Raw genomic sequence first — 26,645 nt, 5'->3', positions numbered from 1 at the left:
TCAGTCCTCCCTCAGGTGCGGGTTGCTCAGCGCGTCGATGCCGAAGTTCATCAGCGTGAACGAGGTGATCAGCAGGGCCAGTACGAGTCCGGGCGCCACCAGCCAGGCCCACTGGCCGGTGGTCAACGCGCCACCGAGGCTGGCCTGGTTGAGCATGGTGCCCCAACTGACGGTCTGCGGATCGCCGAGCCCGAGGAAGGCCAGACCGGCCTCCGCGCCGATCGCGCCGAGCGCGGCGCCCATGAAGCCGACCACGATCAGCGAGATCATGTTCGGCACGATCTCGAACGCGATGATCCGGGCCGTGCTGTCGCCGGCGAACTTCGCCGCGGTGATGTAGTCCCTGGTCCGCAACGTGATGATCTGGGCGCGTTTGATCCGGGCGCCGTACGCCCAGCCGGTCACGGTGATGACGATGATGATCAGCCCGAGACCCTTCACCGGGGCATAGCCGGCCAGCACGATCATCAGCGGCAGCACCGGTACCACCAGGCCGAGGTTGATGAAGAACGAGAGCACCTCGTCCACCACACCTCGCAGGTATCCGGCGGTGAGACCGACGGCCATCGCGATGAGCGTGCTGAGCACGCCGGCCACCAGCCCGACGATGAGCGACGTGCGAGCGCCGTACACGAGTTGGGAGAACACGTCCTCACCACGTGCCGTGGTGCCCAGCCAGTGCGCGGCGGTCGGCCCCTCGGACGCGCCGAACTCGTCGAGCCGCGGGCCGTACGGCGCGATCACCGGAGCGAATACGGCGATCACGATGAACGCCGCCAGCATCAGCATGCCCACCCGGCATTTCCCGTTGCGCCACAGGATGACGAACCACCCAGGCAACCGACTGGACGCGTCGGCGTCCAGCGCGGTAACCCGCAAGGCCTCTGTGTCGATGGTTTCCTGAGTGGTCGTCATACTGCCTCCGCTCGTCTCACTCGCGGATCGAGGAATCCGTACGTCACGTCGGCCAGGAAGTTCGCGGTCAGTACGCCGATCGTGGTGAACAGGAACAGCGCCTGCATCAGCGGATAGTCCTTGTTCGACACCGCCTCCAGCAGCAGCCGGCCGAGCCCGGGGTAGTTGAAGATCGTCTCGACCAGCACAGTCCCGCCGAGCAGGCTGCCGAGTGCGATCGCGAACCCGGTGACGTTCGGCAGGATCGCGATCCGGGCGCCGTACGTCAGCGCGATCCGCCGCCGCGGCAGTCCCTTCGCCCGGGCCAGCCGCGCGTAGTCCTCGCCGAGGGTCTGGACCATGTTGTTGCGCATCCCGATGATCCAGCCGATCGGCCCGGTGATCAGCAGCGCCACAGCCGGCAGCACACTGTGCTGGAACGCGTCGGAGACGAACAGCCAGGTCCAGCTCGGACTGCTGCCGCCGCCGTACCCGCCGCCGTCGGGGAACCAGTTCAGCGTGATGGCGAACACGAAGATCAGCAGCAGCGCGAGCCAGAAGAACGGCAGCGTGCCGACGAACGTCGACCCGAGCGTGATGACCGAGTCGACCCGCGAGTTCCGCCGGTACGCCGCCCAGGCGCCGAGCAACGTGCCGATCGCGAACGACAGCAACTGCGTGACACCGACCAGGATCAGCGTCCACGGCAGTGCACTGCTGATCATGGCCGTCACCGTGTAGGGAAAGTACGAGTACGACACCCCGAAATGCCCGGTACAGATGGCGCCCAGATAGTCCCAGTACTGCGACAGCAGGTTGCCGTCCGGAGTCCCGAGCAGTTTGCGGATGGCCTCGAGCTGGGCTGGGTTGACCGCCGTGGTCTCACCCTGCAGGCGGTTCAGCAACGCCTGGGCCGGATCCCCCGGCTGGAGCCGGGGGATCAGGAAGTTCAGCGTCACCGCCGCCCACAGGGTGGCCAGGAAGAACCCGGCCCGCCGGACGAAGTACAGCATCGGCGGTCAGCTCCCGGACGACGGGACGAGGTGGGTCAGCACGACCAGCCCGTTGCCACCGTCGGCGTACGGGTCCTGCTCGTTCGGCCAGCCCTCGGCCTTCTTGGTGTCGTACTGGAACCACTTGGCGCCGTACCAGATCGGGATCATCGGGACCTGGTTCATCATGATGTCGACCAGTCCGGCGACGGCCTGCTTCTGGGTGCCCTCGTCCGGCGAGGTCTCCAGCTGGCCGAGCAGCTCGTCGGTCTTCGGGTCCTGCCAGCGGATCTCGTTGCTGTCGGCCTTCTTGCCGATCGGCGCGGTGCGGGCACTGTTCAGCGGGTCGCTGAAGTTGGCGTACATGTTGCAGCCGCCGCCGTGGACGCCGAACATCATGTCGTAGTTGCCGGTGGCCCGTTCCTGGTCGTGTGCCTCCGGCGTCGGGGTGTCCTTGGTGACGTTGAAGCCGAGCGCGGTGAGGTTCTTGATCAGGATGTCAGCGGCCGCGACCCAGTCGACGTACGAGCCGGGCACCTTGAAGCTGAACGAGATCGGCTTGCCGTCCTTGCCGAGCCGGTGGCCCTTGGAGTCCTTGGCGTAGCCGGCGTCGGTGAGCGCCTTGTCGGCGGCCGCCGGGTCGTACTTGATCCGGCCGTCGTCGGCGAGACCCTGCGGCAGCCAGTCCTTCTGGCCCGGTACGACGAGGCCGCTCTGGCTGGCCTGGGTGACGTAGCCGAGCTGGGCCCGGTCGATGACCTGCTGGTGGTTGAACGCCGTGGTCAGCGCCTTGCGGAACGCCACATCGTTGAACGGCGTCTCGGTCAGGTTCATGTACACGCTGATCACGCCGCCCGGCGCGTACCAGTAGTGGTGGTTCTTCGGGTCGCGGTCGACGTAGGCCTTCTTGATGTCCTGGACGAACATCGCATTGGTGTCGTACTCGCCCCGGCTGAGCTTGAGCTGCTCGACCTGGCCACCGGCGTCGGCCTTGTTGAACCGCAGTTCCTTGACCTTGATCTTGTCGGCCTGCCAGTAGTCCGGGTTCCGCTCGACGACGAGCTGGCGTGGGTTGAACGACTTCAGCTTCATCGGCCCGGTGCCGACCGGGGCGGTCGCGTTCGTGAACGTCGTCGGGTCCGCGACCTTCGACCACACGTGCTCCGGCACGATCCGTACGTCACTCACCAGGGTGAATACGGAGGCGGCCGGCTTCTTGAACGACATCGTCACCTTGGCGCCGTCGGCCTTCACCGTCGACAGGTACGTCCACACGCCCCTGAGGTCCAGGGCGGGGTACTTCTTGATCATGTTGAAGGTGAAGGCGACGTCGGCCGCGGAGAACGGCTTGCCGTCGTTCCACTTCACGCCGTCGCGAACCGTGTAGACGAGCGTCTGCGGGTCGGTCCACTGGAACGACGTGGCCAGCCAGGGGAGTGCCTTGCAGCTGTAGCCCTCGACATACATCAGCGGCTCGTAGATGTAGTCCGCCGCGCTGAGCTTGGTGGTTTCGAGATACGGGTTGTAGTTGGGCTTCGGTGCGGCGCCGCCGCCGAAGTCGCCGTAGTTGAGGAAGTCGACCATCCCGTCGCCGGAACTGGCCGTTGTCTGGCCTTCGGTACCGGTACAGCCGGCGAGTAGCAGGCTGACGCTTGCCACTGCGGCGATGAGGGTTTTCAGCCGTGCTCGTCTCGTCATCGGGAGTCCTCCTCAGGGTGTGTCCGGCCAGGGCCGGACGTTGGCGGTTTCCCCCCTCGATCCCCGTACCTCGATCCCCTCAGCTCGGCAGGATCAGGGCACACCCCCGCAGCCGCACGAGCTGCGCAGCACCAGCTCGGTCGGTAGCATGATGTCGCCGGCCGGCTGGTCGAGCGGGTCGGCCAGCAGCCGGGCCGTGGTCGCGGCCAATTCGCGGATCGGCTGCCGGATCGTCGTCAGTGCCGGCCGCACCAGGGCGGCCATCGGCATGTCGTCGAAGCCGGTGATCGCGACGTCCTGCGGCACCCGCAGCCCTCGGCCGAGCGCGCTCAGCAGGAGACCGAGCGCCGTTTCGTCGTTCGCGCAGACCACCGCATCGGGCCGGTCGTCGCGATCGAGCAACTGCTCCGCGGCGATCGCGCCGTCGGACTGTTGCAGTCCGACCCGGATCGGCTCGGCCGGCGGTTTGCGTCGGGCCGCCTTGTGCGCGGCGAGGAACGCCTGCCAGCGGGCTGTCACGTCGGGGGAGCCGTCCGGCGTGCCGACGAAGGCCAGCCGGCGATAGCCGTGGTCGACCAGCAAGTGCCGCGTAAGGTCCTTCACGGTGTCGTTGGCGGCGCTGACCGAGGCCTGCGCCGGACCGGCCTCGCTGGCCATCACCACGACACGGATCTGCTCGGCCACCTTGGCGATCGTGTCGGTCGACACCGTCCCGCCGTGGATGGCCATGCCGTCCACCCGGTCGGCCAGGTCGAGCACGGTGGCGTCGGTGTCGGCGCGCGAATGCGACGCCAGCACCAGCACGCTGTCGCCCGTCTCCAGCGCCTCAGCCTCGAAGCCCTGGATCAGCTCGGAGAAGTACGGCCCGGACAGGCCCGGAAACACCAGCCCCAAGGCGCCGTGCCGGCGCTCGGCCAGCGCACGCCCGAAGTGGCTAGGTTTGTACCCGTGCTCCTCGATCACCCGCAGGACCCGGTCGCGGACCTCGGGGGAGACCGGGGTCGTGCCCCTGGAGACGCGCGACACGGTCGCGGGGGAGACGCCCGCGATCTCGGCGACCCGGCGGAGCGTCACACGGCTGTTGCCCATCGGCTGAACTCCCGTTACGGTTGAAACCGGTTTCATGAGACCGGTTTCACGACCATAACCACGACCGCGCCTCCAGGCAACAGGTCGGCGCGGCGACCCGGAACGATCGAGACCCGGCGAGGACGTGACTGTGACGACATCTGCCCAATCCCCATCGATACCGCCCCGATCGATACGGCTGGAACGACGCCGCATCCTGGTGGACGGCGTACCGCGGATCTTGATGGCAGGCGAGGTGCACTACTTCCGGCTGCACCGCGAGGACTGGGCCGACCGGCTCGACAAACTCGCCGCCGCAGGCTGCGACGCGGTGGCCAGTTACATGCCGTGGATCGTGCATGAGACCGCATCCGGCGAGGTCGACCTGACCGGCGCCACCAGTGAGTACCGCGACCTGATCGGGTTCCTCGACCTGGCCGCCGAGCGTGACCTGCTGGTGATCGCCCGGCCGGGCCCGTTAGTGATGGCCGAGTTGAAGAACGAAGGCGTGCCGTTCCGGATCTACCGCGACCACCCGGACGCCGTACCGCTGGGATGGGACGGCAAGCCGGCCAGTACGGCGACCCTGGACTACCTCGAGCCCGGGTACCTCGCCGAGGCCGAGCGGTGGTACGCAGCGATCATGCCGGTACTCGCGGAACGCCTTGTCAGCAAGGGCGGACCGGTCGCCGCGGTCCAGCTGGACAACGAGGTCGGCATGCTCTCGTGGGTCACGAACACGCCGGAGCTGACCGACCGTACGCTGGCCGACCTTGCTACCTGGGCCGAGCAGACCTGGGGCCGCGAGAGCAGCGTTGATCGGTACGGCGTCGACCCTGGCGACACCGAGCGTTGGGCGGAGTGGTGGCGCGCCGGCGGCACCGGCGGTGGTACGGAGAGCCAGCAGCTCGCGGTGCACTACGACCTCGGTGCGCATCACCGCGACCGCTATGCGCGGTACCTGCTGCGGCTGCGCGACGTCGCCCTGCAGCACGGCGTCGACGGCGTACCGTTCATGGTCAATCTCCACGGCACGTACGCCGGACGCGGCCGGCACTTCCCGATCGGCATCAGCCAGCTCTCGAAGGCGTATGCCGGAGTGCCGCAGACGACCTCGGGTTCCGATCACTACATGGGCGAACTGACCGTCGAGAAGGTGCCGGACCTGTATGTCATGAATGCCTTCATGGCCGCGGTCCACGACGCCGACCAGCCGATCACGTCGCTCGAATTCGAGGCGGGGACGGGCGACTACGGCGAGGACCTGAGCTCGCTGACCAGCCCGGAGACCGCCGAGCTGAAGACGCGGCTGTGCGTTGCCCAGGGCAACCGGTTGATCAACTACTACCTCTTCGCCGGCGGGCACAACCCACCCCTGGACGAACCGGTTGGCGACGGCAACGACCGGATCGCGTTCACCGGCGAGCGGCACGGCTTCGCGGCGCCGGTCGACCCGGAGGGCCGGCTGAGCCAGACCTACGCGGGTACGGCGAGCGCCGTGCGCGCGGTCCATGGTGCCAAGCACCTGCTGGCCGACATGGACGAGGAGTACGACGACGTCGTCCTCGGCTACGTGCCGGACCACTACCTGACCGAGTACCACCACCCGGACTCCGCCGTACGCCGTGACCAGGTAGTCGAGCTGGAGCGATACCGAGGGATGGGGCCGCGCGACATCCTCGTCCGCGCCCTGCTGCTCGGCGGCTACTCCTTCGGCGCGGTCGACCTGTCCGGTACGCCGACCTCGGCCGGCGCGGATCTGGATCCGGCGGGAGCGGCGGTCGCGCTGGCGACGCCGCCGGTCCTGAGTCGGGCGATCCAGGAGCGTCTGGCCGCATACGTCCGGGCCGGCGGCAGGCTGCTGCTGCACGGCCGGATCCCGGTCACCGACGACGACGGTACGCCGTGCACGGTGCTCGCCGACGAGCTCGGTGTAAAGGTCGACGGCACCGTCCAGGGCACCCCGCACTTCTTCCCGTCGGTGCGTGCGACCGCGTGGGCCGGCGACCAGCCAGAGGTCCGGGTCGGGATGATGGAGCACCTGGTTGCGCCGGACGCCGAGCCACTGGCCGTCGATGTCGCGACCGGTGCGCCGGTCGCGGTGGCGCTCGCCGGTGGACGGGTCGTGGTGATGGCCTGCGACTATCCGTCCCACCTGGACTTCTGGCGGCTGGTGTGGGAGCGGATCGGCGTCCGCCGCCGAATCATTGCCGAGGGCAACACCCCTGGTCTGGTGACGACGAGCACGGCCGATGCGACCGGTCAGCGGCTGGTGCATCTGATCAACGTCGCGCCTGTGCCTCAGACGTTCACGCTGACCGTGGACGACGTACCCCTCGAGCTCCAGCTCGGCGCTCGCGAAGGGCTGATCCTGCCGCTCGGCGTACGGCTCGACGACGCGGTACTGCGCTGGTCCACCGCCGAGCTGGACGGGCCCGGCGACGGGTCGACCTTGTTGTTGCGGCGTCCGGCCGGCCCGGGCCGCGCGCTGATCGAGACCACTCGGAATGTCTCTGTCGACGGCGATGCCGCGGTGAGCCGGACCGCGGAGGGCTGGCTCATCACCTGGCCCGCCGGCCCGGCCGGCGATCGCCTGACCGTGCGCCTCTCCTAGGAAGGGAACCCGCCACGATGACTTTGTCCATCGGTGTGCTCGGACTCGGAAGTGTGTTCTCCGGCCCGTACGCCTCCCTGATCACCAAGCTCGAGCAGGAAGGACGCGTGCGGCTGACCGCGGGCTACGACCCCGATCCGGACAAGCGGACCCTGGCCGCGGACCGGTTCGGGATCGATACGTCGGCCGACCGGCCCGAGGACCTGATCGGCCGCGACGACCTCGACATCGTGCTGGTTCTCACCAGCATGAATCAGCACGGCTCACTGGCGCGCGCGGCCCTCGAGGCCGGCAAGCACGTACTCGTCGAGAAGCCGATGTCCACGTCCCTCGACGATGCTCAGGTCCTGCTCGAGGCCGCCGCCGTCGCACCGGGGCAGCTGGTGTGTGCTCCGCACATCGTCCTGTCGCCGACGTACCGGGAGATGCATCGGCGGGTCCGCGGCGGCGAGATCGGCGACCTCCACCTGGCCCGGGCCCGGTACGGCTGGTCAGGCCCGTGGTGGGGCCGGTGGTTCTACGAGGCCGGCGGCGGTGCGCTGTTCGACCTCGGCGTGTACAACCTGACCAGTCTGTGCGGGTTCTTCGGCCCGGTCCGGCGAGTCACCGCCATGGTCGGCACCGCCATACCGAAGCGCGAGATCAACGGCGAGCTCGTGACGGTCCGCGCCGACGACAACGCGCAGATCACGCTCGACTTCGGCAACGCCCGCTTCGCCACGATCACGACCGGGTTCACCATGCAGCAGTACCGGTCGCCGGCGATCGAGCTGTACGGCGGCACCGGCGTACTGCAGATGCTCGGCGACGACTGGGCCCCGAACGGGTTCGAGCAGTGGTCGAACGACCGTGGATCCTGGGAGGTGTTCGGCGAACGCGACCCGAACTGGCCCTGGACCGACGGCCTGCGGCATCTCGTCGAGAGCGTCGAGAACAGTACGCCGACCGTCAGCCGGCCCGAGCACGCCTTCCACGCACTCGAGGTGATGCTCGCCGCCAAGCGCTCCGCCGAGGAGGGCCGGGTGATCGACGTGACGAGCCCCTTCCCGGACCTCGACTACGACACCCCAACCTGCCCCTCCGGCGACGCCCACGCCAACCACGACCCCCGCACCAGCTGAGGCGCTGCCCCCGAGGGCCTCAGCCGCTGCTCAGGGGATCAGCACGACCTTGCCGGTGGTCGACCGGGACTCGAGAGCGCGGTGTGCCGCGGCGGCCTCGGACAGTGGGAACGTCGTCGTGACCGCTTTCCAGCGTCCGGAGACGGTCTCCTCCAACGCCGCCTTCTCGAGCTCCCGGAGCCGGGGTGTCAGCTTCGGCCCGATCGCCCAGGTCGCGGTCAGCCCGCGGTTCATCAGATCCTCGGTGGTGAGCCGGATCGGCCCACCTCCGGACCACCCGAACATCAGCACCCGCCCGCCGACCCCGAGCAGCTCGAACGCCCGCTGGCCGCTCTCACCGCCGACCCCGTCGAGCAGCGCCGTCACGGCTCGGTCGCCGAGCTCCGCCTGGAGAGCACTCACCCAGTCCGGATCGCGGTAGTCGACCGCGTAGTGCGCCCCGAGATCCCGGACCAGCCGTACCTTGGCCGGCCCACCCGCCAGGCCGATCACAGTCGCCCCCACGTTGCGGGCAGCCTGGATCAGGTAGCTCCCAATCCCACCGGCGGCTGCAGTAATCAGTACGACGTCGTCCGCGGTCAACTGCGCCTGTGCGAGGATCCCGGCCGTCGTTCGCCCGGTCCCGATCGCGGCGACGGCCTGTACGCCGTCCACGTGGTCGGGGAGCTCGTACAGCGACTCCACCTTGGCGACCGCGAGTTCGGCGTACCCGCCGGGGACCATGCCGAGGTGCACCACGACCCGCTTGCCGATCCACCCGGCGTCGACCTCGGACCCGACCGCCTCGACCCGGCCGGCGACCTCACGGCCGGGGGTCATGGGTAGCTCGGGCACTGGGATCGGGCCACCGCCGGCCGCGCCGGACCGGAGCATCGTGTCGACCAGGTGGACACCGGCGGCCTCCACCCGGATCAGGACCGTCCCGGGGCCTTGAACCGGATCCGGTGCCTCCTCGTAGCGCAGGTTCTCCGGCGGACCGAACTCGTGCAGCGTAATCGTCTTCACAACTACCAGAACCTAGAACCTCAACGGCTCTTGAGGTCAACTGGTCCCACTTTCTTACGTTGTGTATTAAAGTGCGCGGTAAGGGAGGGTCTCACGTGGCGAGGATTCTGAAGGGCGCGACCGCGCAGGAGACGCACAGCGCGATCCTGGACCTGATCCGCTCCAGTGGCACTGTCACCCGCGTCGACCTGGCCGAACGGTCCGGCCTGACCGGTGCGTCGATCTCCCGGGTGGTCAAGCAGTTGCTCGCCGACGGCCTGATCATCGAGACCGGCCTGGGCGACCCGACCGGCGGCAAACGCGCCACCCTGCTGCAGTTCAACCCCCGCGCCCGGCACGCCGTGGGCATCTCGATCGACACGCCCAGTACGACGTACGTCATCACCGACATGGGCGGGCGGGTGATCGAGCAGGTGTCGTCGCGGGGCATCGGCCGCGACGCGCCCGCGACCGCGGTCAAGCGGATCACCGCCGAGCTCGAGGACCTGATCGTCAAGGCGGACGTCGAGCCGTCCTCGCTGATCGGCGTCGGGGTCGCGCTGGCCGGCCGGCAGGGCGGGGGAGGGCTGCGGCTGCTGCGCACCGACCCGGAGAAGTACGCCTGGGAGCCGTTCGCCGTTCGCGACACGTTGATGGAGACGATCGACCACCCGATCGTGGTGGAGAACGACTCGACCTGCGCCGCCATCGGCGAGTTCTGGGCCGGCCGCATCCCGTCGGCGAACGACTTCGCCACCGTCTACATGGCGGCAGGGTTCGGCCTCGGCCTGGTCACCAACGGCGACGTGTACCGCGGCTCCTCGTCGAACGTCGGCGAGATCGGCCACATGGTCCTCGACGTGAACGGACCGGAGTGCTGGTGCGGCGGAATCGGTTGCCTGGAGAGTCTCGCCGCGCCGGCCGCGGTGGTGAAGCGTGCCGAGCAGGACGCGTCGCTGGTGACCGCGCTCGGGCTCCGCGGCCGCCGGACGTCGATCCGCTCGGACTTCGCCAAGATCGCGCGGCTCGCCGCCGCCGGCCATCCGCGCTGCACCGAGCTGATCGAGGAGTCGGCGACGTACCTGGCCAAGGCCCTGCTGTCGATCACGAATCTGCTGGACCTCGACCAGGTCATCCTGGCGGGCCCGGGCTTCAGCGAGGCGGGTGACATCTACGTCCGGATCACGACGACGGAGATCAACCGCCTGTCGTTCGTCCGCGCGATGCACCCGACCCGCGTCGAGCAGTCCAAACTGGGCCCGAGCGCCGCCGCCCTCGGCGCCGCGTCACTTGTCCTCCACAGCCAACTCACCCCCCACCAGAAGTCCGGCCGCTAACGGATTGTTTCATCGCTGCCGGACTGTAGCCGGTCAGCGAGCAAACAACCCGCCAGTCGGCTAGCTGGTGAGGAAGTCCTTCAGCCAGCGGCCGCTCTTCTTGACGGTCCGCTGCTGGGTCGCGTAGTCGACGTACACGATCCCGAAGCGGCGGCTGAAGCCCCAGGCCCACTCGAAGTTGTCCATCAGCGACCAGGCGAAGTACCCCTTGAGCGGGAAGCCCTCGGAGACCAGGTCCCGGCAGACCGCGATGTGCTGCTCCAGGTACTCCTGCCGCTCGTCGTCCTCGACGGTCCCGTCCGCGGTCACCTCGTCGAGGTACGCCGCTCCGTTCTCGGTCACGTACAGCGGGAGCCCAGGCGCGAGCTTGTTGATCGTGACCAGGATGTCGCGCAGCCCGGTCGCCTGGATCGGCCAGCCCATCTGTGTGCGCGGCAGACCGGTGTCGACGGCAACGACGTTCTCGCTGCCCGGCTGCGTGCTCGGCTGACCGGGGGAGGAGATCGGGCCCTCGGGTGCGGCCACCGTGGTCGGGCAGTAGTAGTTCACGCCGATGAAGTCCAGCGGCGCACCGATCAGTGGCAGGTCGGCTTCCTGCTCCGCGAACCAGCCGGTCAGCCCGGTGTCCTCGAGTACGTCGGCCGGGTACTTCGCCGCCAGCAACGGATCCAGGAACATCCGGTTCCGCAGTCCGTCGATCCGGCGCGCCGCGTCCAGGTCCGCGGCCGAGTCCGAGGCCGCGTGGATCGGCGCCGGGTTGAGCGCGATGCCGTACGTGCCCTCGTCCGACCGGATCGCGTCGAGCGCCAGCCCGTGCCCGAGCAGCAGGTGATGCACCGCCTTGAGTGCGTCAGTGCCCTCGGTCCGGCCCGGCGCGTGCTCGCCGTTCCCGTAGCCGAGGAACGCCGAGCACCATGGCTCGTTCAGCGTCATCCAGTGCTTGATCACGTCCGACAGCCCGGCGTGCGTGATCGCCGCGTAGTCGCGGAACCGCTCGGCCGTGTCCCGCACGAGCCAGCCGCCGGCGTCCTCGAGCGGCTGCGGCAGGTCCCAGTGATACAGCGTCGCGTACGGCGTCACGCCGTTCTCCAGGCATGCCTCAGCCAGTCGGCGGTAGAACGCCAGGCCCCCGGGATTGGTGACGCCGGACCCGGCCGGGATGATCCGCGACCAGGCGATCGAGAACCGGTACGCCGTCAGACCGAGGTCGGCGAGCAGCCGGATGTCCTCGGCGAACAGGCGGTAGTGGTCGTCGGCGACGTCGCCGGTCGTGCCGTCGGCGATGCGGCCAGGGGTGTGCGCGAAGGTGTCCCAGATGCTCGGGGCGCGTCCGTCCGTGGCGACCGCGCCTTCGACCTGGTACGACGCTGTCGCCGTGCCCCAGGCGAAGCCGGGTGGGAAGCCAGTGGTCACGTTGTCTCCTTTTGGCCTTCGAGCCAGTACTGCGGGTTGGGTAGCAGGGTACCTAACCGGTTAAGTAGCTCATCGGGCAGGTCGGTTTCGAGCGCGGCGACCAGCGCGGCGACCCGGGCCGGCTTGGTGATGCCGACCACGGTCCCTGAGACGTCCGGGCTGTCGACCGAGTGCCGCAGTGCCGCGGTGGCGAGGTCGGTGCCGTACTCCCGGCACGCCTTGTCCATCGCCGCGACAGCGTCGAGTACGGCGCCCGGCGCATCGCGGTAGCCGTACTTCGTGGCGCCGTCGGGGTTGGCGAGGATGCCGCCGCCGTAGACGGCCGCGTTGACCACCGCGATCCCCTCGCCGAGTGCCCGCCGGAACAGGTCACCGGCCGAGTGGTCGACCAGGCTCCAGCGGTTGTGCACGAGCAGCACCTCGAATCCGCCGAGGTCGAGGTAGCGCCCGAGCTCGGTCGTGTTGCCGCCGGCCAGCCCGACGTGCCCGATCTCGCCGTCTGCCTTGAGCTGCATCAACGTGTCGACGGCGTCACGCATCGAGTCGAAGTCGTGGAACTCCGGGTCGTGCAGGTGGACCAGCGGCAGGTCGTCGAGGCCGAGCCGCTCCTTGCTCTCGGCGACACTCGCCCGGACCCGCACACCGGAGTAGTCCCTGCCCCGGGCATCGACCTTGGTCGCGACCAGGAATCCTTCGGGCAGGCCGCCGTACTCCTTGATGGCCTGACCGATCCTCAGTTCGCTCTCGCCGTCGCTGTACCCGTTCGAGGTGTCGATCCAGGTGAGCGGGCCGTCGAAGACACGGAGTACGAGGTCGACGGCCTCCTGCCGGGTCACGTCGTACCCGAACACCTCGGGCATGCCCCCGATCCCACTGCCGCCGGCACAGACGGCGGAGACGGTCAGGCCGGTGGATCCGAGCGGCCGCAGCCAGTTGTCCTTCATGCCTCGGAGCCTACGGCGAACGCGAACCCGTCGCGATCGACGTAGACCTCGGTTCCATCGGGAGCGGTGTCCGCGGGCAGGTCCGGCGGGTTGCCCGCGAGCTCGGCGTACGCGAACCCGGCGACGTCGAGCTGCGGTGCCCGCGAAGTCTTCTCGACCTCGTAGGTGAAGACCTCGATGACCGTGTCGCCGCCCTTCAGGTAGCCGATGTGGAAGCCGCGCTGGTCGTGCGGCTGCTCGATCGTGCCGATGAACGAGAAGCCGTAGTTGTCGCGGTAGAACTCGCTGGTCTTGTCCCGGTCGTCGATCGTGACCGCGACGTGGTCGAACCGCGGCCGCCGCGGTACGCCGAGTGCCCGCTCCCGCGCCACGCCGTCGGCGTCGAGTACGGCGGCGTACTGCAGGTCGCCCTGGATCATCTCCAGCAGCGTGCCGTCGGGGTCGTAGAAGAAGCAGATCCGGACCTTGCCCTCGGCATCGAGCGGGTCGAGCTTGAACTCGACCCCGGCCGCCTTGAGTACGCCGGCCCGCTCGTCCAGCCGGTCGACCTTGAAGCCGATGTGCCGGAAGCCCTTCTGCAGATCGTCCGGCGACCACGTGGTCTGATCCCGGCCGTTGCCCACGGCCCGCAGTTCGATCGTCGCGGTGACCGCGTCCAGGACGGCGCGCTCCGGGGTCGGCTCGCCCACCACCGGCAGCTCCAGGAACTTCGTGTAGTACTCGACCGAGCGCTGGACGTCCGTGCAGTTGACCACGAGGTTCTTGATCGGCATAAGGCCTCTTTCTGTGTGCTAGTTCTTGACGGCGCCGAGCATCATCCCGGCGACGAACTGCCGCTGCATCCGGACGTACACGACGATGACCGGTACGACGGACAGGGTGAGGCCGGCGGTGAGGGCCGGCCAGTTGGTGGAGTACTGGCCCATCAAGGTGAACAGCACCGGCTGCAGGGGGAGCGCGTCGGTGTTGCGCAGCACCGTGTTGGCGATCAGGAACTCGTTCCAGGTGGACAGGAACTGGAAGATCACCACGGTCGCGATGCCGGGCCGGGTGAGCGGCAGGATGACGCGGCGGAAGATGGTGAACTCGCTGCCGCCGTCCACCCGGGCAGCCTCGATCAGTTCGTCCGGCAACGTCTGGAAGAACGCCCGCATCAGGAACATCGCGAACGGCGCCGAGCCGGAGATGTAGAGCACCAGCAACCCGACCTGGCTGTCCAGCAGACCGAGCGACTTGAGCTCCAGGTACAGCGGGATGATCAGCGCCGTCGACGGCATCATCAGTGTGGTCAGCAGTAGCACGAACAGCGTGTTGCGGAACGGGAACTCGAGCTTGGCGAACGCATAGCCGCTGAGCGTCGCGAAGACGAGGACGCCGATCACGGTGACCGAGGTGATCCAGACGCTGTTCCAGAAATGCAGCGGGAACTCGATCGAGGTCCACGCCTCTTTGTACGCCGAACCCGTGAACGACCGCGGGATGATCGGCCCGTTGAAGATCGTGTTCGGCTCCCGCAGTGAGGTGAGCAGCATCCACACGAACGGGAACGCCATCAGCGCACAGAACGGCAGCAGCACGAAGCTGGCGAACGACTTGCCGACCCATGGCCTTCGCGCGTTGGAGGCGCTCATCGGTCCGCCCTCCGCGTCAGCCAGAGCTGGGCGATGACGGCCAACGTGCAGAGCACCATTGTCACGACGCTGAACGCACTCGCGTAGCCGAGCTGCGGGATCGAGCCCGAGGTGGACCCGAAGGCGAGCGAGTACAGATAGGTGCCGAGCACCTCACTGGCGTGGTTGGGCCCGCCGCCGGTCATCACGAAGATCACGTCGAACGCCTTGAAGCCGTTCAGCAGGCCGAGGCTGACGATCAGGCCGGTGACGACTCGCAGACTCGGGACGGTGATGTGGCGGAACTGCTGGACGGTGTTGGCTCCGTCCATGGCCGCCGCTTCGTAGAGGTTCGGGTCGATGCTCTGCAGGCCGGCGTAGTAGATCAGCATGTTGAAGCCGATGCCGCCCCAGACCGTCACCACGATGATCGCCGGGAGCACGGTCTTCTGATCGGCCAGCCAGGCATGCTGCAGGCTGTCCAGGCCGATGGCCCCGAGCATCCGGTTGAGTGTGCCGATGTTCGGGTCGTAGATCAGCCGCCACAACACCGCCGACACCACGAACGAGACGATGCCGGGGATGAACAGGATCGTCCGGACCAGCACACCGACCTTCGACCAGACCGCGTTGACCAGCACGGCCGTGACGAGGCCGAGGAAGGTCAGCAGCACGGTGGTGACGCCGGTCAGTACCAGCGTGACGATCATCGCCCGGCGCGCGACCGGGTCCGACAGCATCCGGCTGTAGTTGTCGAAGTTGACGAACCGCGGCGTACCGAAGCCTCCCCAGGAGGTGAGGCTCAGGTACGCCGTGTAGAGGATCGGCCAGAGCACGAAGCCCAGGAACAGCACGAACGTCGGCCCGATGAAGACGTACCCCGCGACCCGCTGCGACTTCCGGAGCGGAGAACCGAACTTGTGCGTTGTGACCGTCGCGGTCCGGCTCGCCTTGTAGGTTGCCGTCGCCATCCGATCAGCCGCCCTTGGCGTTCAGCACGGCCTGCTGCATCTCCTTCGCGACCGCTGCCGGATCGCCGGAGCCGTCGAAGATCTTCGCGAGTGGATCGCCGGCCGCGACCGAACCGGGACCGAACGGGATGTGCGGGCAGCCGTCGCCGTCGAGCAGCCACGACGTCATCTGCTTCATGATCGGCAGCTCGATCCGGGTCGCCGCGCTCTTCGTGGCCGGCATCGAGTTGGACTCGTTCATGGTGGGGGAGTACTCGTCCGCGGAGTACAGGAACTTGAGGAACTCCAGCGCGGCGTCCTTGTTCTTGCTGGTCTCCGAGACCGCCCAGCCGGCTCCGGCCTGGTTCGCGGTCCAGTGCCGCTTGCCGGCCGCGATCGCCGGGGTCTTCATCACCTTGTACTTCTTCACGAAGGCCGGCGGAGCGTCGGTGGTCAGGCCCTGTGGCGTCCACGAGCCGTTGAACAGCATCGCGGCCTTCTCGGTGTAGAAGATCACCGGCGCCTGCTCGCCGCTGGTACCGGTGGTGCCGGGCTGGAAGACGCCGCCCTTGACGATCTTCTTCTGCAGCTCGATCGCCTGCACGACCTTCGGGTCCTCGTACGTCGCCCCGTCCTTCAACTGGTCGAGCTTGAGGTAGAAGGTCGGGTCGTCGGCGACCTGGGTGATGAGCGGCAGGAAGAAGTCCAGCGAACTCGTCGTCGGGTTGCAGCTGAGCGCGACCGGGAACTTGCCGATGGCCTTGATCTTGGCCGCCGCGGCGATCAGGTCGTCCCAGGTCTCGATCTCGTCCTCGCCGACCCCGGCCTGCTTGAGCAGGTCCGGGTTGTAGAAGATCCCGAACGTCTGCGCCATCCAGCCGACCGCGTACTGCTTGCCGTCCAGGGTGTACTCCTGGTTGGCCGAGTCGAAGAAGTCCTTCAGGAAGTCGTCGCCGAGATCCTTCTTCAGGTCGGCGGAGACGCCGCCGGTCCCGTAGGTGAGCGCCCGGGTGTGCGGCGCGAAGATCTCCGGGACGTCGCCGCCCGCCACTGCCGCCTGAAGGGCGGGCAGGTACTGGTCCGGGGTGCCGAAGACCCGGTTCTCGATCTTGATGTTGCTGTGTGCCGCTTCGAACTTCTCGACCAGCTTGGGGAACTGCTTCTCCTGTTCGCCGTACCAGGACCACATCCGGACGACGGCCTTCCCGCCGCTGGTCGTCCCGCCGCTGCTGTCGCTGCCACCACAGGCCGCGAGCGCCGACCCGAGTCCGAGCGCGCCCACCGCTCCCTTGAGTACTGTCCGCCGCCGTACGTGCCGTTCGCCCATTGCCGACTCCTAGTCGCTCACCTCACGAACCCCACATCAACTTCCTAACTGAAAGTAAGAAAGCGGTCAAGGTCGCGGCCGGGTTTCCGGACCTTTCCATCCGCAGAAGAACGGATCGTCATCCGCAGAGCGGATAGCCCTAAGGTTGAGACATGGTGATCCGGCTGAGTGAGCTGTGGCCGGAGGTCAGTTCCGATCGGCTGCTGTCCGAGTGCGTGCCGCCGCCGCGCTTCGCCGAGGTCCGCTTCGCGACGTACCGGCCGGATCCGGACGAGCCCTCGCAAGCCGACGCGTTGAGGGTGCTCGGCGAACGCGCGGTGCAGTTGGCCCAGCCGCGGCAAGCGCCGAGTTTCTGGTCGCGCTTCCGCGGACGTGGTGCCACCCCAGCCGGCAAGCCGGGCATCTACCTGGACGGCGGCTTCGGTGTCGGCAAGACACACCTGCTCGCGTCGCTGTGGCACGAGGCGGCCGGGCCGAAGATGTACTGCACGTTCGTCGAGCTCACCAACCTGGTCGGTGCTCTCGGTCTCCGCGCCGCCGTCGAGGCCTTGTCGTCGTACCGGCTGATCTGTATCGACGAGTTCGAGCTGGACGACCCGGGCGACACGATGCTGATCTCGCGGCTCCTGGGTCAACTGGTGGCCGCGGGAGTCGAGCTGGCCGCGACCTCGAACACGTTGCCGGACAAGCTGGGGGAGGGCCGGTTCCAGGCGATCGACTTCCTCCGCGAGATCCAGGCGCTGGCGGCCCACTTCGACGTACGGCGGATCGACGGGCCGGACTACCGCCATCGCGGGCTGCCGGTCGCGCCGGAGCCTCGGCCGGACGAGCAGGTCGAGAAGATCGCGGCCGAGCGGCCGGGTGCGTCGTGCGACCACTTCGTCGACCTGCACCGCCACCTGGCAGAGCTGCATCCGAGCAAGTACGGCGCTCTGCTCGACGGCGTGGAGGCCGTCGCGATCACCGATATCCGGCCACTGACCGACGAGAACGTCGCACTGCGGCTCGTTGTTCTGGCCGACCGCATGTACGACCGGGACCTGCCGCTGCTCGCCGGCGGCGTACCGCTCGACCAGCTGTTCTCCGTGGAGATGCTCAAGGGCGGCTACCGGAAGAAGTACCTGCGCGCCCTGTCGCGATTGATCGCCCTGTCCCGGGCATGACTGTCTGAGTGCATGAGCGCCGGTCGGTGGCTCGTCCGCGCCGCCGCCTGATCGCCATCCCCATGTGCCTCGTGGCGATCGTGGTGATCGAGTTTGTGCGGTGGCGTCGTACCAAAAGGCGCTGAAGTTGGGGATGGATGAGGCAGGATGGGCGAATGGCGAAGGAGAAGAAGAGCCAGAAAGCTGAGAATGCGGAAGCTGGGGGACTGGCCGCGCAACTGCGAGTGCCGTCGGGTCCGGTCGACCTGACGAAGTACGACACGCGCGCGACGACCGGGTTCGACGGGTCCAAGGAGGACGGCAAGCTCGCGCTGGAGGGCCTCGGCGCCGAGGTGTCGGACTGGCAGGAGAAGCTGTTCGCCGAGGGGCGCACGGGCGGCCAGCGCAGCATCCTATTGGTGCTGCAAGGGATGGACACGTCCGGCAAGGGCGGCGTGATCCGGCACGGCGCGGGTCTGATGGATCCGCAGGGCCTGAAGATCACCTCGTTCAAGGCGCCGACGCCTGCCGAGAAGCGCCGCGGCTTTCTGTGGCGGATCAAGCAGGCGCTGCCCGACCCCGGCCTGATCGGCATCTTCGACCGGTCGCACTACGAGGACGTGCTGATCGCCAGGGTTCGCAACCTGGTCACCCCGACTGTGTGGAACCGGCGCTACGAGCAGATCAACGACTTCGAGGCCGAGCTGGACGCGAACGGCGTGACGCTGGTGAAGTGCTACCTGCACATCTCCGAGGAGGAGCAGAAGGAGCGGCTGCAGGCCCGGCTGGACGACCCGACGAAGCACTGGAAGTACAACACCGGCGACGTCGACGAGCGCAAGTTCTGGCCGGACTACATGGAGGCGTACCACGCCGCGCTGGAGCGCTGTAACAGCGCCGAGGCGCCGTGGTACGTGATCCCCAGCGACCGCAAGTGGTACCGCAACTGGGCCGTCACGACGATCCTGCTGGAGACGCTGAAGGCGCTCGACCCGCAGTGGCCGGTGGCCGACTACGACGTGGCGGCCGAGAAGAAGCGCCTGGCTGCCACCTGACCGGCCTCAGCCGCGGGCCTCAGCTGTCCGGGTCGATGTCGTGCTTGCGGAGCAGGTCGCGTAGCCGCGTGACCTGCTCGTGCAGGCGTTCGTTCTCGTCGAGTACGGCGTTCAGCTCGTGGACCAGGTGGTGCCGCCGGCCGTAAGTGGTCCAGGTCGACGGGTCCTCGGTGAGCATGTCGGTGACCACTGCCTCGGTCCGCTGCCGGCGGTCGATCCACTGCTCGATCCGCGCGCGAAGGTCGTCGAGCTTGCCGCCGAGCCTCGTCAGGACCTGGGCGGCGACGCCTTCGCCATCGTGGAGCAGGGCGAGCAGGATGTGCTCGGGCCCGAGCTGCTCGGCGCCGAGCCGGCGCGACTCGTGGTACGCCTGCTCGAGCGCGTGCTTGGCTCGCGGTGTGAACGGGATGTGTCCGCCCGATGCCTTGTGCGCGCCACGTCCGATGATCTCCACCACCAGGTCGCGCACCGCCGGCGCCACGATCCCCTTGTCGGACAGGACTTTCGCCACCCCGCCCTGCCCCTCCTCGATCAGTCCGAGGAGGAGGTGCTCCGTCCCGATGAAGCTGTGATCGAGGCTCCGCGCCTCCTCCTGCGCCACCACGACGGCCCGCCGGGCCTCGTCGTTGAACCGCTCGAACATGCCTTCTCCTCTCCACTGCCAGTCGGTGTGCAGTGCTGCGACCTCGTCCTCCAGCAGCAGATCGAGCCGGAGGGGCTCGTGCAGGTCGGCGGCGGTCATCCCGAGGTGCTCGAGCCGGTCCTGGATGAAGCCGGCGACCTCATGCCGGTTGATCTCGTCGGCCACGATCCGGTCCAGTAGGTTGTCCAGTTCGTCCACCGGCTCCAGCCGCAGGTCGGCCTGGTTGAGCGTGACGAACTGCAGCACCACCGTGACCGTGACCGTCCGGTTCGCTCCGCTGAACACCCGGGACCGGATCAGCCCGGACAGCAGGACACCGGCCGCCTCGGCCAGTCCGCTGGTACGGCGTACGTCGGACAGTGCGCGTTCGACCGCGTCCAGGTCGGTCCGGCGTACGGCGTCCTCGGAGCTGCACCGGAGCACCCGGGCCGCCACCGCCAGGACGTCGTACACGCCGAGGTAGAGCATCAGTCGTCTCCGCGGAGGCGGCGCAGCGACTGCTCGTGCCGAGTGAGGTTCTCCTCCAGCAGCTGGCTGAACCGGCTGTCTTCTCGCCGGCGATCCACCAGTGCGGCGATCGCTTCGCGCGCGACGTCCGACACCGATCGGCCCTCGACCGAGGCCACCGTCTGCAGCTGCTCCGCCAACTCCGGATCCAGCCGCAGCAGGATGTTCTTCGTCGCATCCTTCGTCATAGATAGCAAGATATCACGCTATCTCCGCCAGGCCTCGTGAAAGGATCGGGGGCATGTTCAGGGCGCCCCAGATCACGTTCTACTCCGAGCAGCTCCCGGTGCTGCGCGACTTCTACCTCGGCCTCGGCTTCGCGCAACGCTTCCAGCACCCGCCCGAGGGCGATCCGATCCACGTCGAACTGGTCCTCGAAGGCTTCAACCTCGGCATCGCCGATGTCGCCTCCGCACGCAAGGACCACGGTCTCTCACCGGATCTCACCGGCCGGGCCGCCGAGCTCGTGCTCTGGTGCGAGGACACCGACGGCGAGTTCGCCCGCCTGACCGCGGCCGGCTGTGCGTCGCTGTCCGCGCCACACGACTGGCTCAGCAGCCTGCGGATCGCGTGGATCGCGGATCCCGACGGAAATCCGATTCAACTGGTGCAGAGCCGGTGACCGCCGAGCATGACTCGGCGACTGGTCGCCAACTCATGACGAAGGAGACGCCGTACGCCGACGTCTCCTTCATCGATCCGCTGCGCTTCGGCTGAGATCCGTAGCGCGGCGGTTGATCAGGCGGTGCGGACGAGCTCCGGGCGGCTGATCACTGTCGGGCGCGCGACCGGGGCCAGGGTCAGCAGGTCGAGGCCGGCCACGCCGTAGCGCAGCAGCACCAGCCGGGCGACCTCAGCACTCACACCCAGCGGCCGTGACACCGCGACGGCACCGGCCCGGCGAGCGGTGGACTCGGCTTGGTCCGGCAGGACGCCAGGCGCGAGGAACAGCGAACCGACGGCCACGTGACGGCGGCCCTCGAGCCGCCACTGCAGCACGGCCTCAGCCGGCGACGGCGAGGCGGCAGCGGTGAAGGCCGCGGTGACCGGCAGCTTGTGCCGCTGACCCCACAACCGCGCCAGCCGCGTCACGCTCGCGTTCGCCTGCGAGTCGCTCGACCCAGCGCACGCCAGCACGAGCGCGTCCAGCTCCCGCACCCGGCCGTCCTTGAGCTCGGCGCGCATCCGGCGATCCAGTACGTCGAGCAGCGTCTCGTCGTACCCGAGCACGTCGGAAGCGATGATCCGCAGGTCCGGGAACCGGCTGCGCGCCTCGTCGACGACGGCCGGGACGTCCACCCGGGCGTGGTACGCCGACGACAGCAGCAGCGGCAGGACGACGACCTCTTCCACGCCCTCGGCGGCGAGCTTGCCGATGACCTGGTACGGCGTGGGCGGGCAGTGGTCGAGGAAGGAGGCTTCGATCCGCAGGTCGTCGCGCAGGTCACGCAGGCACTTCACGAGGCCGTGGACGGTGGCGGCCGAACGCGGATCGCGGCTGCCGTGGGCGAGGATCACGAGCGCTGGAGCAGTCACAGCAGTTCCCCTTCTTCGTCGTCGATCATGCCGGCCGCGAGCGTCCACCCGTCGTGGGCGTCGATCAGCAGGAACGATCCGGTGATGGCGTTGCTGGAGTACGGATCGGCGGCCAGCGGTGCGGCTGCCTTGAGCTGCACCTTGCCGATGTCGTTGAGGCCCAGCTCGGTGGCATCGATGACGCCGAGTGAGTCGAGGTCCAGCGCCCCGTTGATCTTGGTGACGATCGCCTGGGCGGTCGTGGTGGTGTGCTTGATCAGCACCCGGGCGCCCACCGTCAGTGGGCGGTCGGACAGCCAGCACACCGTCGCTGCGACCTCCCGGCGGGTGCCGGGGGAGGCTTCGGCGGCCACGATGACCGAGCCGCGGGCGACGTCGATGTCGTCGGCCAGCCGGACGGTCACGGCCTCACCGGCAACCGCCGACGGCCGCTCGGCGACCGCGGTGCTGGTGGCGGTGACCACGGGCCGGTCGATGCCGGCGATCGACGTACGGCGACCGGCGGGCAGCACGATCACCGGGTCGCCGACCGCAACGGTGCCGGAGGCAACGGTGCCGGTGTAACCGCGGTAGTCGCGGTACTCGTCGTCGGTCTGCGGCCGGATCACGTACTGGACCGGGAAGCGCAGCGGCTGGTCGGAGGAGTCGATCCGGCCCTTCGCGTTCTCCAGGTACTCCAGCAGCGTCGGCCCGTCGTACCAGCTGGTCTCGGTCGAGTGGTCGACCACGTTGTCCCCGACCAGCGCGGACACCGGGATGGCCTGGACATCGGCGATCCCGAGCTGGTCGGCGAGCTGCGCGACGTCCTTCGCGATCCCGGTGAACACGGCTTCGTCGTACCCGACCAGGTCGATCTTGTTCACCGCGAGTACGACGTGCGGCACCCGGAGCAGTCCGGCGACGGCCAGGTGCCGGCGGGTCTGCTCGAGTACGCCGTGCCGCGCGTCGACCAGGATGATCACCACATCCGCGGTGGACGCGCCGGTCACGGTGTTGCGGGTGTACTGCACGTGGCCCGGGCAGTCGGCCAGGATGAACTTGCGCTTCTCGGTCGCGAAGTACCGGTAGGCGACATCGATGGTGATGCCCTGCTCGCGTTCGGCCCGCAGGCCGTCGGTGAGCAGTGCGAAGTCGAAGTCACCGCCGCGGGCCGCGGAGACGGACTCGACGTGGGCGATCTGGTCGGCCAGGATCGCCTTGCAGTCGTGCAGCAGGCGGCCGACCAGCGTGGACTTGCCGTCGTCGACCGAGCCGGCGGTGGCCAGGCGGAGGAGCGTGGTCATCAGAAGTACCCCTCTCGCTTGCGGTCTTCCATCGCGGCTTCGCTGACGCGGTCGTCGGCACGGGTCGCGCCGCGCTCGGTCAGCTCGCTGGCCGCGACCTCGACGACGACCTCGGCCGCGGATGTCGCCGTACTGGCGACTGCGCCGGTGCAGGACATGTCACCGACGGTGCGGTAGCGGACCACCCGGCGTTCGACCGTCTCGTCCTCGCGCGGCTGCGAGTAGGGGCCGACGGCAAGCAACATGCCGTCGCGCTCGAACACGTCCCGCTGGTGCGCGTAGTAGATGTCCGGCAGCGGGATCTGCTCGCGCTCGATGTAGTTCCAGACGTCCAGCTCGGTCCAGTTGGACAGCGGGAACACCCGGACGTGCTCACCCGGGCGGTGCTTGCCGTTGTAGAGCGACCACAGCTCGGGTCGCTGGTTGCGCGGGTCCCACTGGCCGAACTCGTCGCGCAGGCTGAAGATCCGCTCCTTCGCCCGGGCCCGCTCCTCGTCCCGCCGCCCGCCGCCGAACACCGCGTCGAACCGGTGCCCGTTGATTGCGTCCAGCAACGGAATCGTCTGCAGCGGGTTCCGGGTCCCGTCCGAGCGTTCCCGCAGCCGGCCGTCGGCGATGTAGTCCTCGACGCTGGCCACCTCGAGCCGCAGCCCGAGCGACTCGACCGTGGCGTCGCGGAACGCGAGCACCTCGGGGAAGTTGTGCCCGGTGTCGACGTGCAGCAGCGCGAACGGGACACCGGCCGGCGCGAACGCCTTCCGGGCCAGGTGCAGCATCACGATCGAGTCCTTGCCGCCGGAGAACAGGATCACCGGCCGCTCGAACTCCGCCGCCACCTCACGGAACACGTGAATGGACTCGCTCTCCAGAGCATCCAGCTCGGTGACTGTCTGAGTGGCGCTCATGGTGGTCAGGATGGCCTCCGGGGCGTCAATGATGGCGGTCATGTGTGGAGCCCGCATTCGATCTTTCCCTGGCCGGCCCAACGGCCGCTGCGAGGATCCTCGCCCGGTGCGACGCGCTGGGTGCACGGTTCGCAGCCGATCGACGGGTAGCCGTCGTACTGCAGGAGGTTGACCAGTACGCCGTTGTCGCTGATGTAGCTGTCCAGATCCTCCTGCGTCCACGGGGCGATCGGGTTGAGCTTCACCATGTCGCGCTTCTCGTCGTACTCGACGATCTGTGTGTTGGCCCGCGTCGGCGCCTCTTCGCGCCGTACGCCGGTCACCCAGGCCTTGTAGCCGGACAGGTACCGGTTCAGCGGCTCGACCTTGCGGAGCGCGCAGCACTGGTCGGGGTTGCGGTCGTGCAGCTTCTCGCCGTACTCCGCGTCCTGCTCCGCGACGGTCTGCTTCGGGAGCGCGTTGATCAGGTTGATCGGCAGCGTCGCCGCGACCGCGTCCCGGGTCCCGATCGTCTCGGCGAAGTGGTAGCCGGTGTCGAGGAACAGTACGTCGACACCGGGAGCCGCCTCGGCCGCCAGGTGGGGGAGTGCACCGTCGGCCATGGAGGCGGTCACCACCAGCTCGTCACCGAAGGTCTCCCGTGCCCACGCCAGCACCTCGAGCGCCGTGGCGTCGCCCAGTCGTTCGTTCGCCTCCTCGGCGAGCGTCTTCAGATCTGTACTCATTCAACCGCCACCCGCAGTCCGATCATCTTCAGCTGGAACACCCGTGCACACGGCCGGCACTCCCAGGTGCCGTGCCCGTCCTCCGCCGGCCGGAGGTCCTCGTCCCCGCAGTACGGGCAGTACAGCGGTGCAGCGCGCTCACTCATTGGAGTGCCTCCTCGTCCGCTCGGGTGGCCCACTGGGCGAAGCGCTCGCCTTCGTTGCGCTCCTTCAGGTAGTTCTGCGTGATCCGCTCGACGTAGTCGGCCAGATCCGCCGAGGTGACCTTGTGGCCGCGCAGCTTCCGGCCGAAACCGGCGTCCAGTCCGAGGCCGCCGCCCAGGTGGACCTGGTAGCCCGGGACCTGGTTGCCCTCGGCATCGCGGACCAGCTGACCCTTCAGGCCGATGTCGGCGACCTGGATCCGGGCGCAGGAGTTCGGGCAGCCGTTGACGTTCACGGTGATCGGTACGTCGAGCTCCGGGATCCGCTCCTCCAGCTCGTCGATCAGCTGGGCGGCGCGCGCCTTGGTCTCGACGATCGCCAGCTTGCAGAATTCGATGCCGGTGCAGGCCATCGTGTTCCGCCGCCAGGCCGACGGGTTGGCCTGGAAGCCGAGCGCGTGCAGCGCGGCGACCAGCGAGTCGACCTGCGACTCCTCGACGTCGAGTACGAGCAGCTTCTGCTGGGCGGTGGTACGGATCCGGTTCGACCCGTGCGCCGCGACCACGTCGGCCACCTTGCCGAGCGACGTACCGGAGACCCTGCCGACCACCGGCGCGACGCCGACGAAGTACTTGCCGTCGTTCTGCTTGTGAACGCCGACGTGGTCACCCTGGACGGCGGGGATCTCAGGCGCGGGCCCGTCGATCAGCTTCCGCTTGAGGTACTTCTCCTCCAGCACCTCGCGGAACTTCTCCACACCCCAGTCGGCGACCAGGAACTTCAGCCGGGCCCGGTTGCGCAGCCGCCGGTAGCCGTAATCGCGGAAGATGCTGGTGACACCCCACCAGGCCTCGGCGACCTCGTCGCTCGGGATCCAGGCGCCGAGCCGCTGCGCGAGCATCGGGTTCGTCGACAATCCACCGCCGACCCACAGGTCGAAGCCCGGCCCGTGTTCGGGGTGGACCACCCCGACGAACGCGATGTCGTTGACCTCAGGTACGACGTCGTGCGACGGGTGACCGGTCAGCGCGGTCTTGAACTTGCGCGGCAGGTTGGAGAACTCCGAGGAGCCGATGTACTTGTCGACGATCTCGTCGATGGCCGGCGTCGGGTCGATGATCTCGTCGGCCGCGATCCCGGCGACCGGGCTGGCGATGACGACGCGCGGTACGTCGCCGCAGGCCTCGGTCGTGTACAGGCCGACCGACTCCAGCTTCTGCCAGATCGCCGGCACGTCCTCGATCCGGATCCAGTGCAGCTGGATGTTCTGCCGGTCGGTGATGTCGGCGGAGTCGCGCGCGTAGTCGGTCGAGACTTCCGCGATCGCCTTGAGCTGCTCGGTGCTGAGCTGGCCACCCTCGACCCGGACCCGCATCATGAAGTAGCGGTCGTCCAGCTCCTCGGGCTCCAGCGTCGCGGTCTTGCCGCCGTCGATCCCGGGCTTGCGCTGGGTGTACAGCCCCCACCAGCGGAACCGTCCGCGCAGGTCGGCCGGGTCGATCGAGTCGAAGCCGGTGTGCGCGTAGATGTTCTCGATCCGGGCCCGGACATTGAGGCCGTCGTCGTTCTTCTTGTTCTCCTCGTTCTTGTTCAGCGGCTCGCGGTAGCCGAGGGCCCACTGTCCTTCGCCCTTGCCCTTGCGCGGGCGGGCCGGTTTGCGGGGAGCTGAGGTGACGCCAGTCATCGGGAACGTGTCCTAGTCCTCGTGACAGGTGCGTCCGCAGGCGGCGAGATCGAAGCGTCGTCGGTTCGA

25 protein-coding genes are annotated in these 26,645 nt (G+C 68.4%); 6 read left to right on the top strand and 19 right to left on the bottom strand.

The genetic code is table 11. The features are described 5' to 3' along the window. From OG817_RS17180 to OG817_RS17165, 4 genes are all read right to left on the bottom strand, one after another. Positions 1 to 915 carry an ABC transporter permease gene (locus tag OG817_RS17180; protein WP_406055841.1) on the bottom strand — a complete coding sequence of 305 codons (915 nt, stop codon included), beginning with the start codon at positions 913 to 915 and terminating at the stop codon, positions 1 to 3. Next, a complete protein-coding gene (locus tag OG817_RS17175) occupies positions 912 to 1,907 on the bottom strand; it encodes an ABC transporter permease (RefSeq protein ID WP_393384755.1) in 996 nt (331 codons plus the stop codon). The genes OG817_RS17180 and OG817_RS17175 overlap by 4 nt, the downstream gene beginning before the upstream one ends. Before the next feature lie 6 nt (positions 1,908 to 1,913). Continuing rightward, positions 1,914 to 3,584, bottom strand: coding sequence for an ABC transporter substrate-binding protein (locus OG817_RS17170; RefSeq protein ID WP_406055839.1), 1,671 nt, complete (start codon positions 3,582 to 3,584; stop codon positions 1,914 to 1,916). Between the two features lie 93 nt (positions 3,585 to 3,677). Continuing rightward, the gene (locus tag OG817_RS17165; RefSeq protein ID WP_406055837.1) at positions 3,678 to 4,673 is read right to left on the bottom strand and encodes a LacI family DNA-binding transcriptional regulator; all 996 of its coding nucleotides are present in this window, start codon (positions 4,671 to 4,673) and stop codon (positions 3,678 to 3,680) included. A 130-nt stretch (positions 4,674 to 4,803) separates the two neighbouring features. Here OG817_RS17165 and OG817_RS17160 point away from each other — a divergent pair, with 130 nt between their 5' ends. Both OG817_RS17160 and OG817_RS17155 read left to right on the top strand, forming a co-directional pair. After that, a complete protein-coding gene (locus tag OG817_RS17160) occupies positions 4,804 to 7,266 on the top strand; it encodes a beta-galactosidase (protein WP_406055835.1) in 2,463 nt (820 codons plus the stop codon). A 17-nt stretch (positions 7,267 to 7,283) separates the two neighbouring features. Then, a complete protein-coding gene (locus OG817_RS17155; protein ID WP_406055833.1) occupies positions 7,284 to 8,387 on the top strand; it encodes a Gfo/Idh/MocA family protein in 1,104 nt (367 codons plus the stop codon). Positions 8,388 to 8,417: 30 nt separating this feature from the next. On the opposite strand, the gene OG817_RS17150 is transcribed toward OG817_RS17155, so the two are convergent. After that, positions 8,418 to 9,392, bottom strand: a complete 975-nt coding sequence (locus tag OG817_RS17150; RefSeq protein WP_406055831.1) for a zinc-binding dehydrogenase — start codon at positions 9,390 to 9,392, stop codon at positions 8,418 to 8,420. Between the two features lie 95 nt (positions 9,393 to 9,487). Here OG817_RS17150 and OG817_RS17145 point away from each other — a divergent pair, with 95 nt between their 5' ends. Further along, positions 9,488 to 10,708 (top strand): ROK family protein, encoded by a 1,221-nt coding sequence (locus OG817_RS17145; RefSeq protein ID WP_406055829.1) that lies wholly within the window; start codon positions 9,488 to 9,490, stop codon positions 10,706 to 10,708. A 60-nt stretch (positions 10,709 to 10,768) separates the two neighbouring features. Here the strand turns inward: OG817_RS17145 and OG817_RS17140 are convergent, their stop codons facing one another. Genes OG817_RS17140 through OG817_RS17115 form a run of 6 tightly spaced genes read right to left on the bottom strand, consistent with a single transcriptional unit; the run spans position 10,769 to position 16,952 of the window. Further along, complete coding sequence (locus tag OG817_RS17140; protein ID WP_406055827.1) at positions 10,769 to 12,121, bottom strand: GH1 family beta-glucosidase; 1,353 nt, start codon at positions 12,119 to 12,121, stop codon at positions 10,769 to 10,771. Continuing rightward, positions 12,118 to 13,065, bottom strand: coding sequence for an aldo/keto reductase (locus tag OG817_RS17135; protein ID WP_406055825.1), 948 nt, complete (start codon positions 13,063 to 13,065; stop codon positions 12,118 to 12,120). The genes OG817_RS17140 and OG817_RS17135 overlap by 4 nt, the downstream gene beginning before the upstream one ends. Beyond that, entirely contained in the window at positions 13,062 to 13,838 is a 777-nt protein-coding gene (locus OG817_RS17130) for a VOC family protein (RefSeq protein WP_406055823.1), read from the bottom strand. Before OG817_RS17130 ends, OG817_RS17135 begins: the two co-directional genes overlap by 4 nt. Before the next feature lie 18 nt (positions 13,839 to 13,856). Further along, a complete protein-coding gene (locus tag OG817_RS17125) occupies positions 13,857 to 14,696 on the bottom strand; it encodes a carbohydrate ABC transporter permease (RefSeq protein WP_406055821.1) in 840 nt (279 codons plus the stop codon). Then, positions 14,693 to 15,646, bottom strand: a complete 954-nt coding sequence (locus OG817_RS17120) for a carbohydrate ABC transporter permease (RefSeq protein ID WP_406055819.1) — start codon at positions 15,644 to 15,646, stop codon at positions 14,693 to 14,695. Before OG817_RS17120 ends, OG817_RS17125 begins: the two co-directional genes overlap by 4 nt. A gap of 4 nt (positions 15,647 to 15,650) precedes the next feature. Beyond that, entirely contained in the window at positions 15,651 to 16,952 is a 1,302-nt protein-coding gene (locus OG817_RS17115; RefSeq protein WP_406055816.1) for an ABC transporter substrate-binding protein, read from the bottom strand. A 152-nt stretch (positions 16,953 to 17,104) separates the two neighbouring features. Between OG817_RS17115 and zapE the strand changes: the two genes are divergently transcribed. Continuing rightward, positions 17,105 to 18,115, top strand: coding sequence for a cell division protein ZapE (gene zapE / locus OG817_RS17110; protein WP_406055814.1), 1,011 nt, complete (start codon positions 17,105 to 17,107; stop codon positions 18,113 to 18,115). Between the two features lie 155 nt (positions 18,116 to 18,270). Next, a complete protein-coding gene (locus OG817_RS17105) occupies positions 18,271 to 19,149 on the top strand; it encodes a polyphosphate kinase 2 family protein (protein ID WP_406055812.1) in 879 nt (292 codons plus the stop codon). A 19-nt stretch (positions 19,150 to 19,168) separates the two neighbouring features. Here OG817_RS17105 and OG817_RS17100 read toward each other — a convergent pair whose 3' ends face one another. Together OG817_RS17100 and OG817_RS17095 are read right to left on the bottom strand one after the other, a co-directional pair. Continuing rightward, the gene (locus OG817_RS17100) at positions 19,169 to 20,260 is read right to left on the bottom strand and encodes a Clp protease N-terminal domain-containing protein (RefSeq protein ID WP_406055810.1); all 1,092 of its coding nucleotides are present in this window, start codon (positions 20,258 to 20,260) and stop codon (positions 19,169 to 19,171) included. Next, on the bottom strand, positions 20,260 to 20,487 hold the full coding sequence (locus tag OG817_RS17095; protein ID WP_406055808.1) for a ribbon-helix-helix protein, CopG family: 228 nt from the start codon (positions 20,485 to 20,487) through the stop codon (positions 20,260 to 20,262). Before OG817_RS17095 ends, OG817_RS17100 begins: the two co-directional genes overlap by 1 nt. A gap of 53 nt (positions 20,488 to 20,540) precedes the next feature. Here OG817_RS17095 and OG817_RS17090 point away from each other — a divergent pair, with 53 nt between their 5' ends. Next, complete coding sequence (locus OG817_RS17090; protein ID WP_360439183.1) at positions 20,541 to 20,921, top strand: VOC family protein; 381 nt, start codon at positions 20,541 to 20,543, stop codon at positions 20,919 to 20,921. Positions 20,922 to 21,037: 116 nt separating this feature from the next. Here OG817_RS17090 and OG817_RS17085 read toward each other — a convergent pair whose 3' ends face one another. From OG817_RS17085 to OG817_RS17060, 6 genes are read right to left on the bottom strand one after another with little or no spacing between them, the layout of a single operon-like run. Beyond that, positions 21,038 to 21,835, bottom strand: coding sequence for a sirohydrochlorin chelatase (locus OG817_RS17085; protein WP_396390093.1), 798 nt, complete (start codon positions 21,833 to 21,835; stop codon positions 21,038 to 21,040). Then, the gene (locus OG817_RS17080; protein WP_396390095.1) at positions 21,832 to 23,118 is read right to left on the bottom strand and encodes a sulfate adenylyltransferase subunit 1; all 1,287 of its coding nucleotides are present in this window, start codon (positions 23,116 to 23,118) and stop codon (positions 21,832 to 21,834) included. The genes OG817_RS17085 and OG817_RS17080 overlap by 4 nt, the downstream gene beginning before the upstream one ends. Beyond that, positions 23,118 to 24,023 carry a sulfate adenylyltransferase subunit CysD gene (gene cysD, locus OG817_RS17075; protein ID WP_393384783.1) on the bottom strand — a complete coding sequence of 302 codons (906 nt, stop codon included), beginning with the start codon at positions 24,021 to 24,023 and terminating at the stop codon, positions 23,118 to 23,120. The genes OG817_RS17080 and cysD overlap by 1 nt, the downstream gene beginning before the upstream one ends. A gap of 38 nt (positions 24,024 to 24,061) precedes the next feature. Next, positions 24,062 to 24,748, bottom strand: a complete 687-nt coding sequence (locus tag OG817_RS17070; RefSeq protein WP_360439174.1) for a phosphoadenylyl-sulfate reductase — start codon at positions 24,746 to 24,748, stop codon at positions 24,062 to 24,064. Then, complete coding sequence (locus tag OG817_RS17065; RefSeq protein WP_360439171.1) at positions 24,745 to 24,894, bottom strand: hypothetical protein; 150 nt, start codon at positions 24,892 to 24,894, stop codon at positions 24,745 to 24,747. Before OG817_RS17065 ends, OG817_RS17070 begins: the two co-directional genes overlap by 4 nt. Continuing rightward, the gene (locus OG817_RS17060; protein ID WP_406055804.1) at positions 24,891 to 26,576 is read right to left on the bottom strand and encodes a nitrite/sulfite reductase; all 1,686 of its coding nucleotides are present in this window, start codon (positions 26,574 to 26,576) and stop codon (positions 24,891 to 24,893) included. Before OG817_RS17060 ends, OG817_RS17065 begins: the two co-directional genes overlap by 4 nt. Between the last annotated feature and the right edge of the window lie 69 nt (positions 26,577 to 26,645).

This window comes from Kribbella sp. NBC_00889, assembly GCF_045207705.1.
Taxonomy (GTDB): Bacteria; Actinomycetota; Actinomycetes; order Propionibacteriales; family Kribbellaceae; genus Kribbella.
Note: the sequence above shows the minus strand (reverse complement) of the source record. Positions and strands in the feature narration are given on the sequence as shown.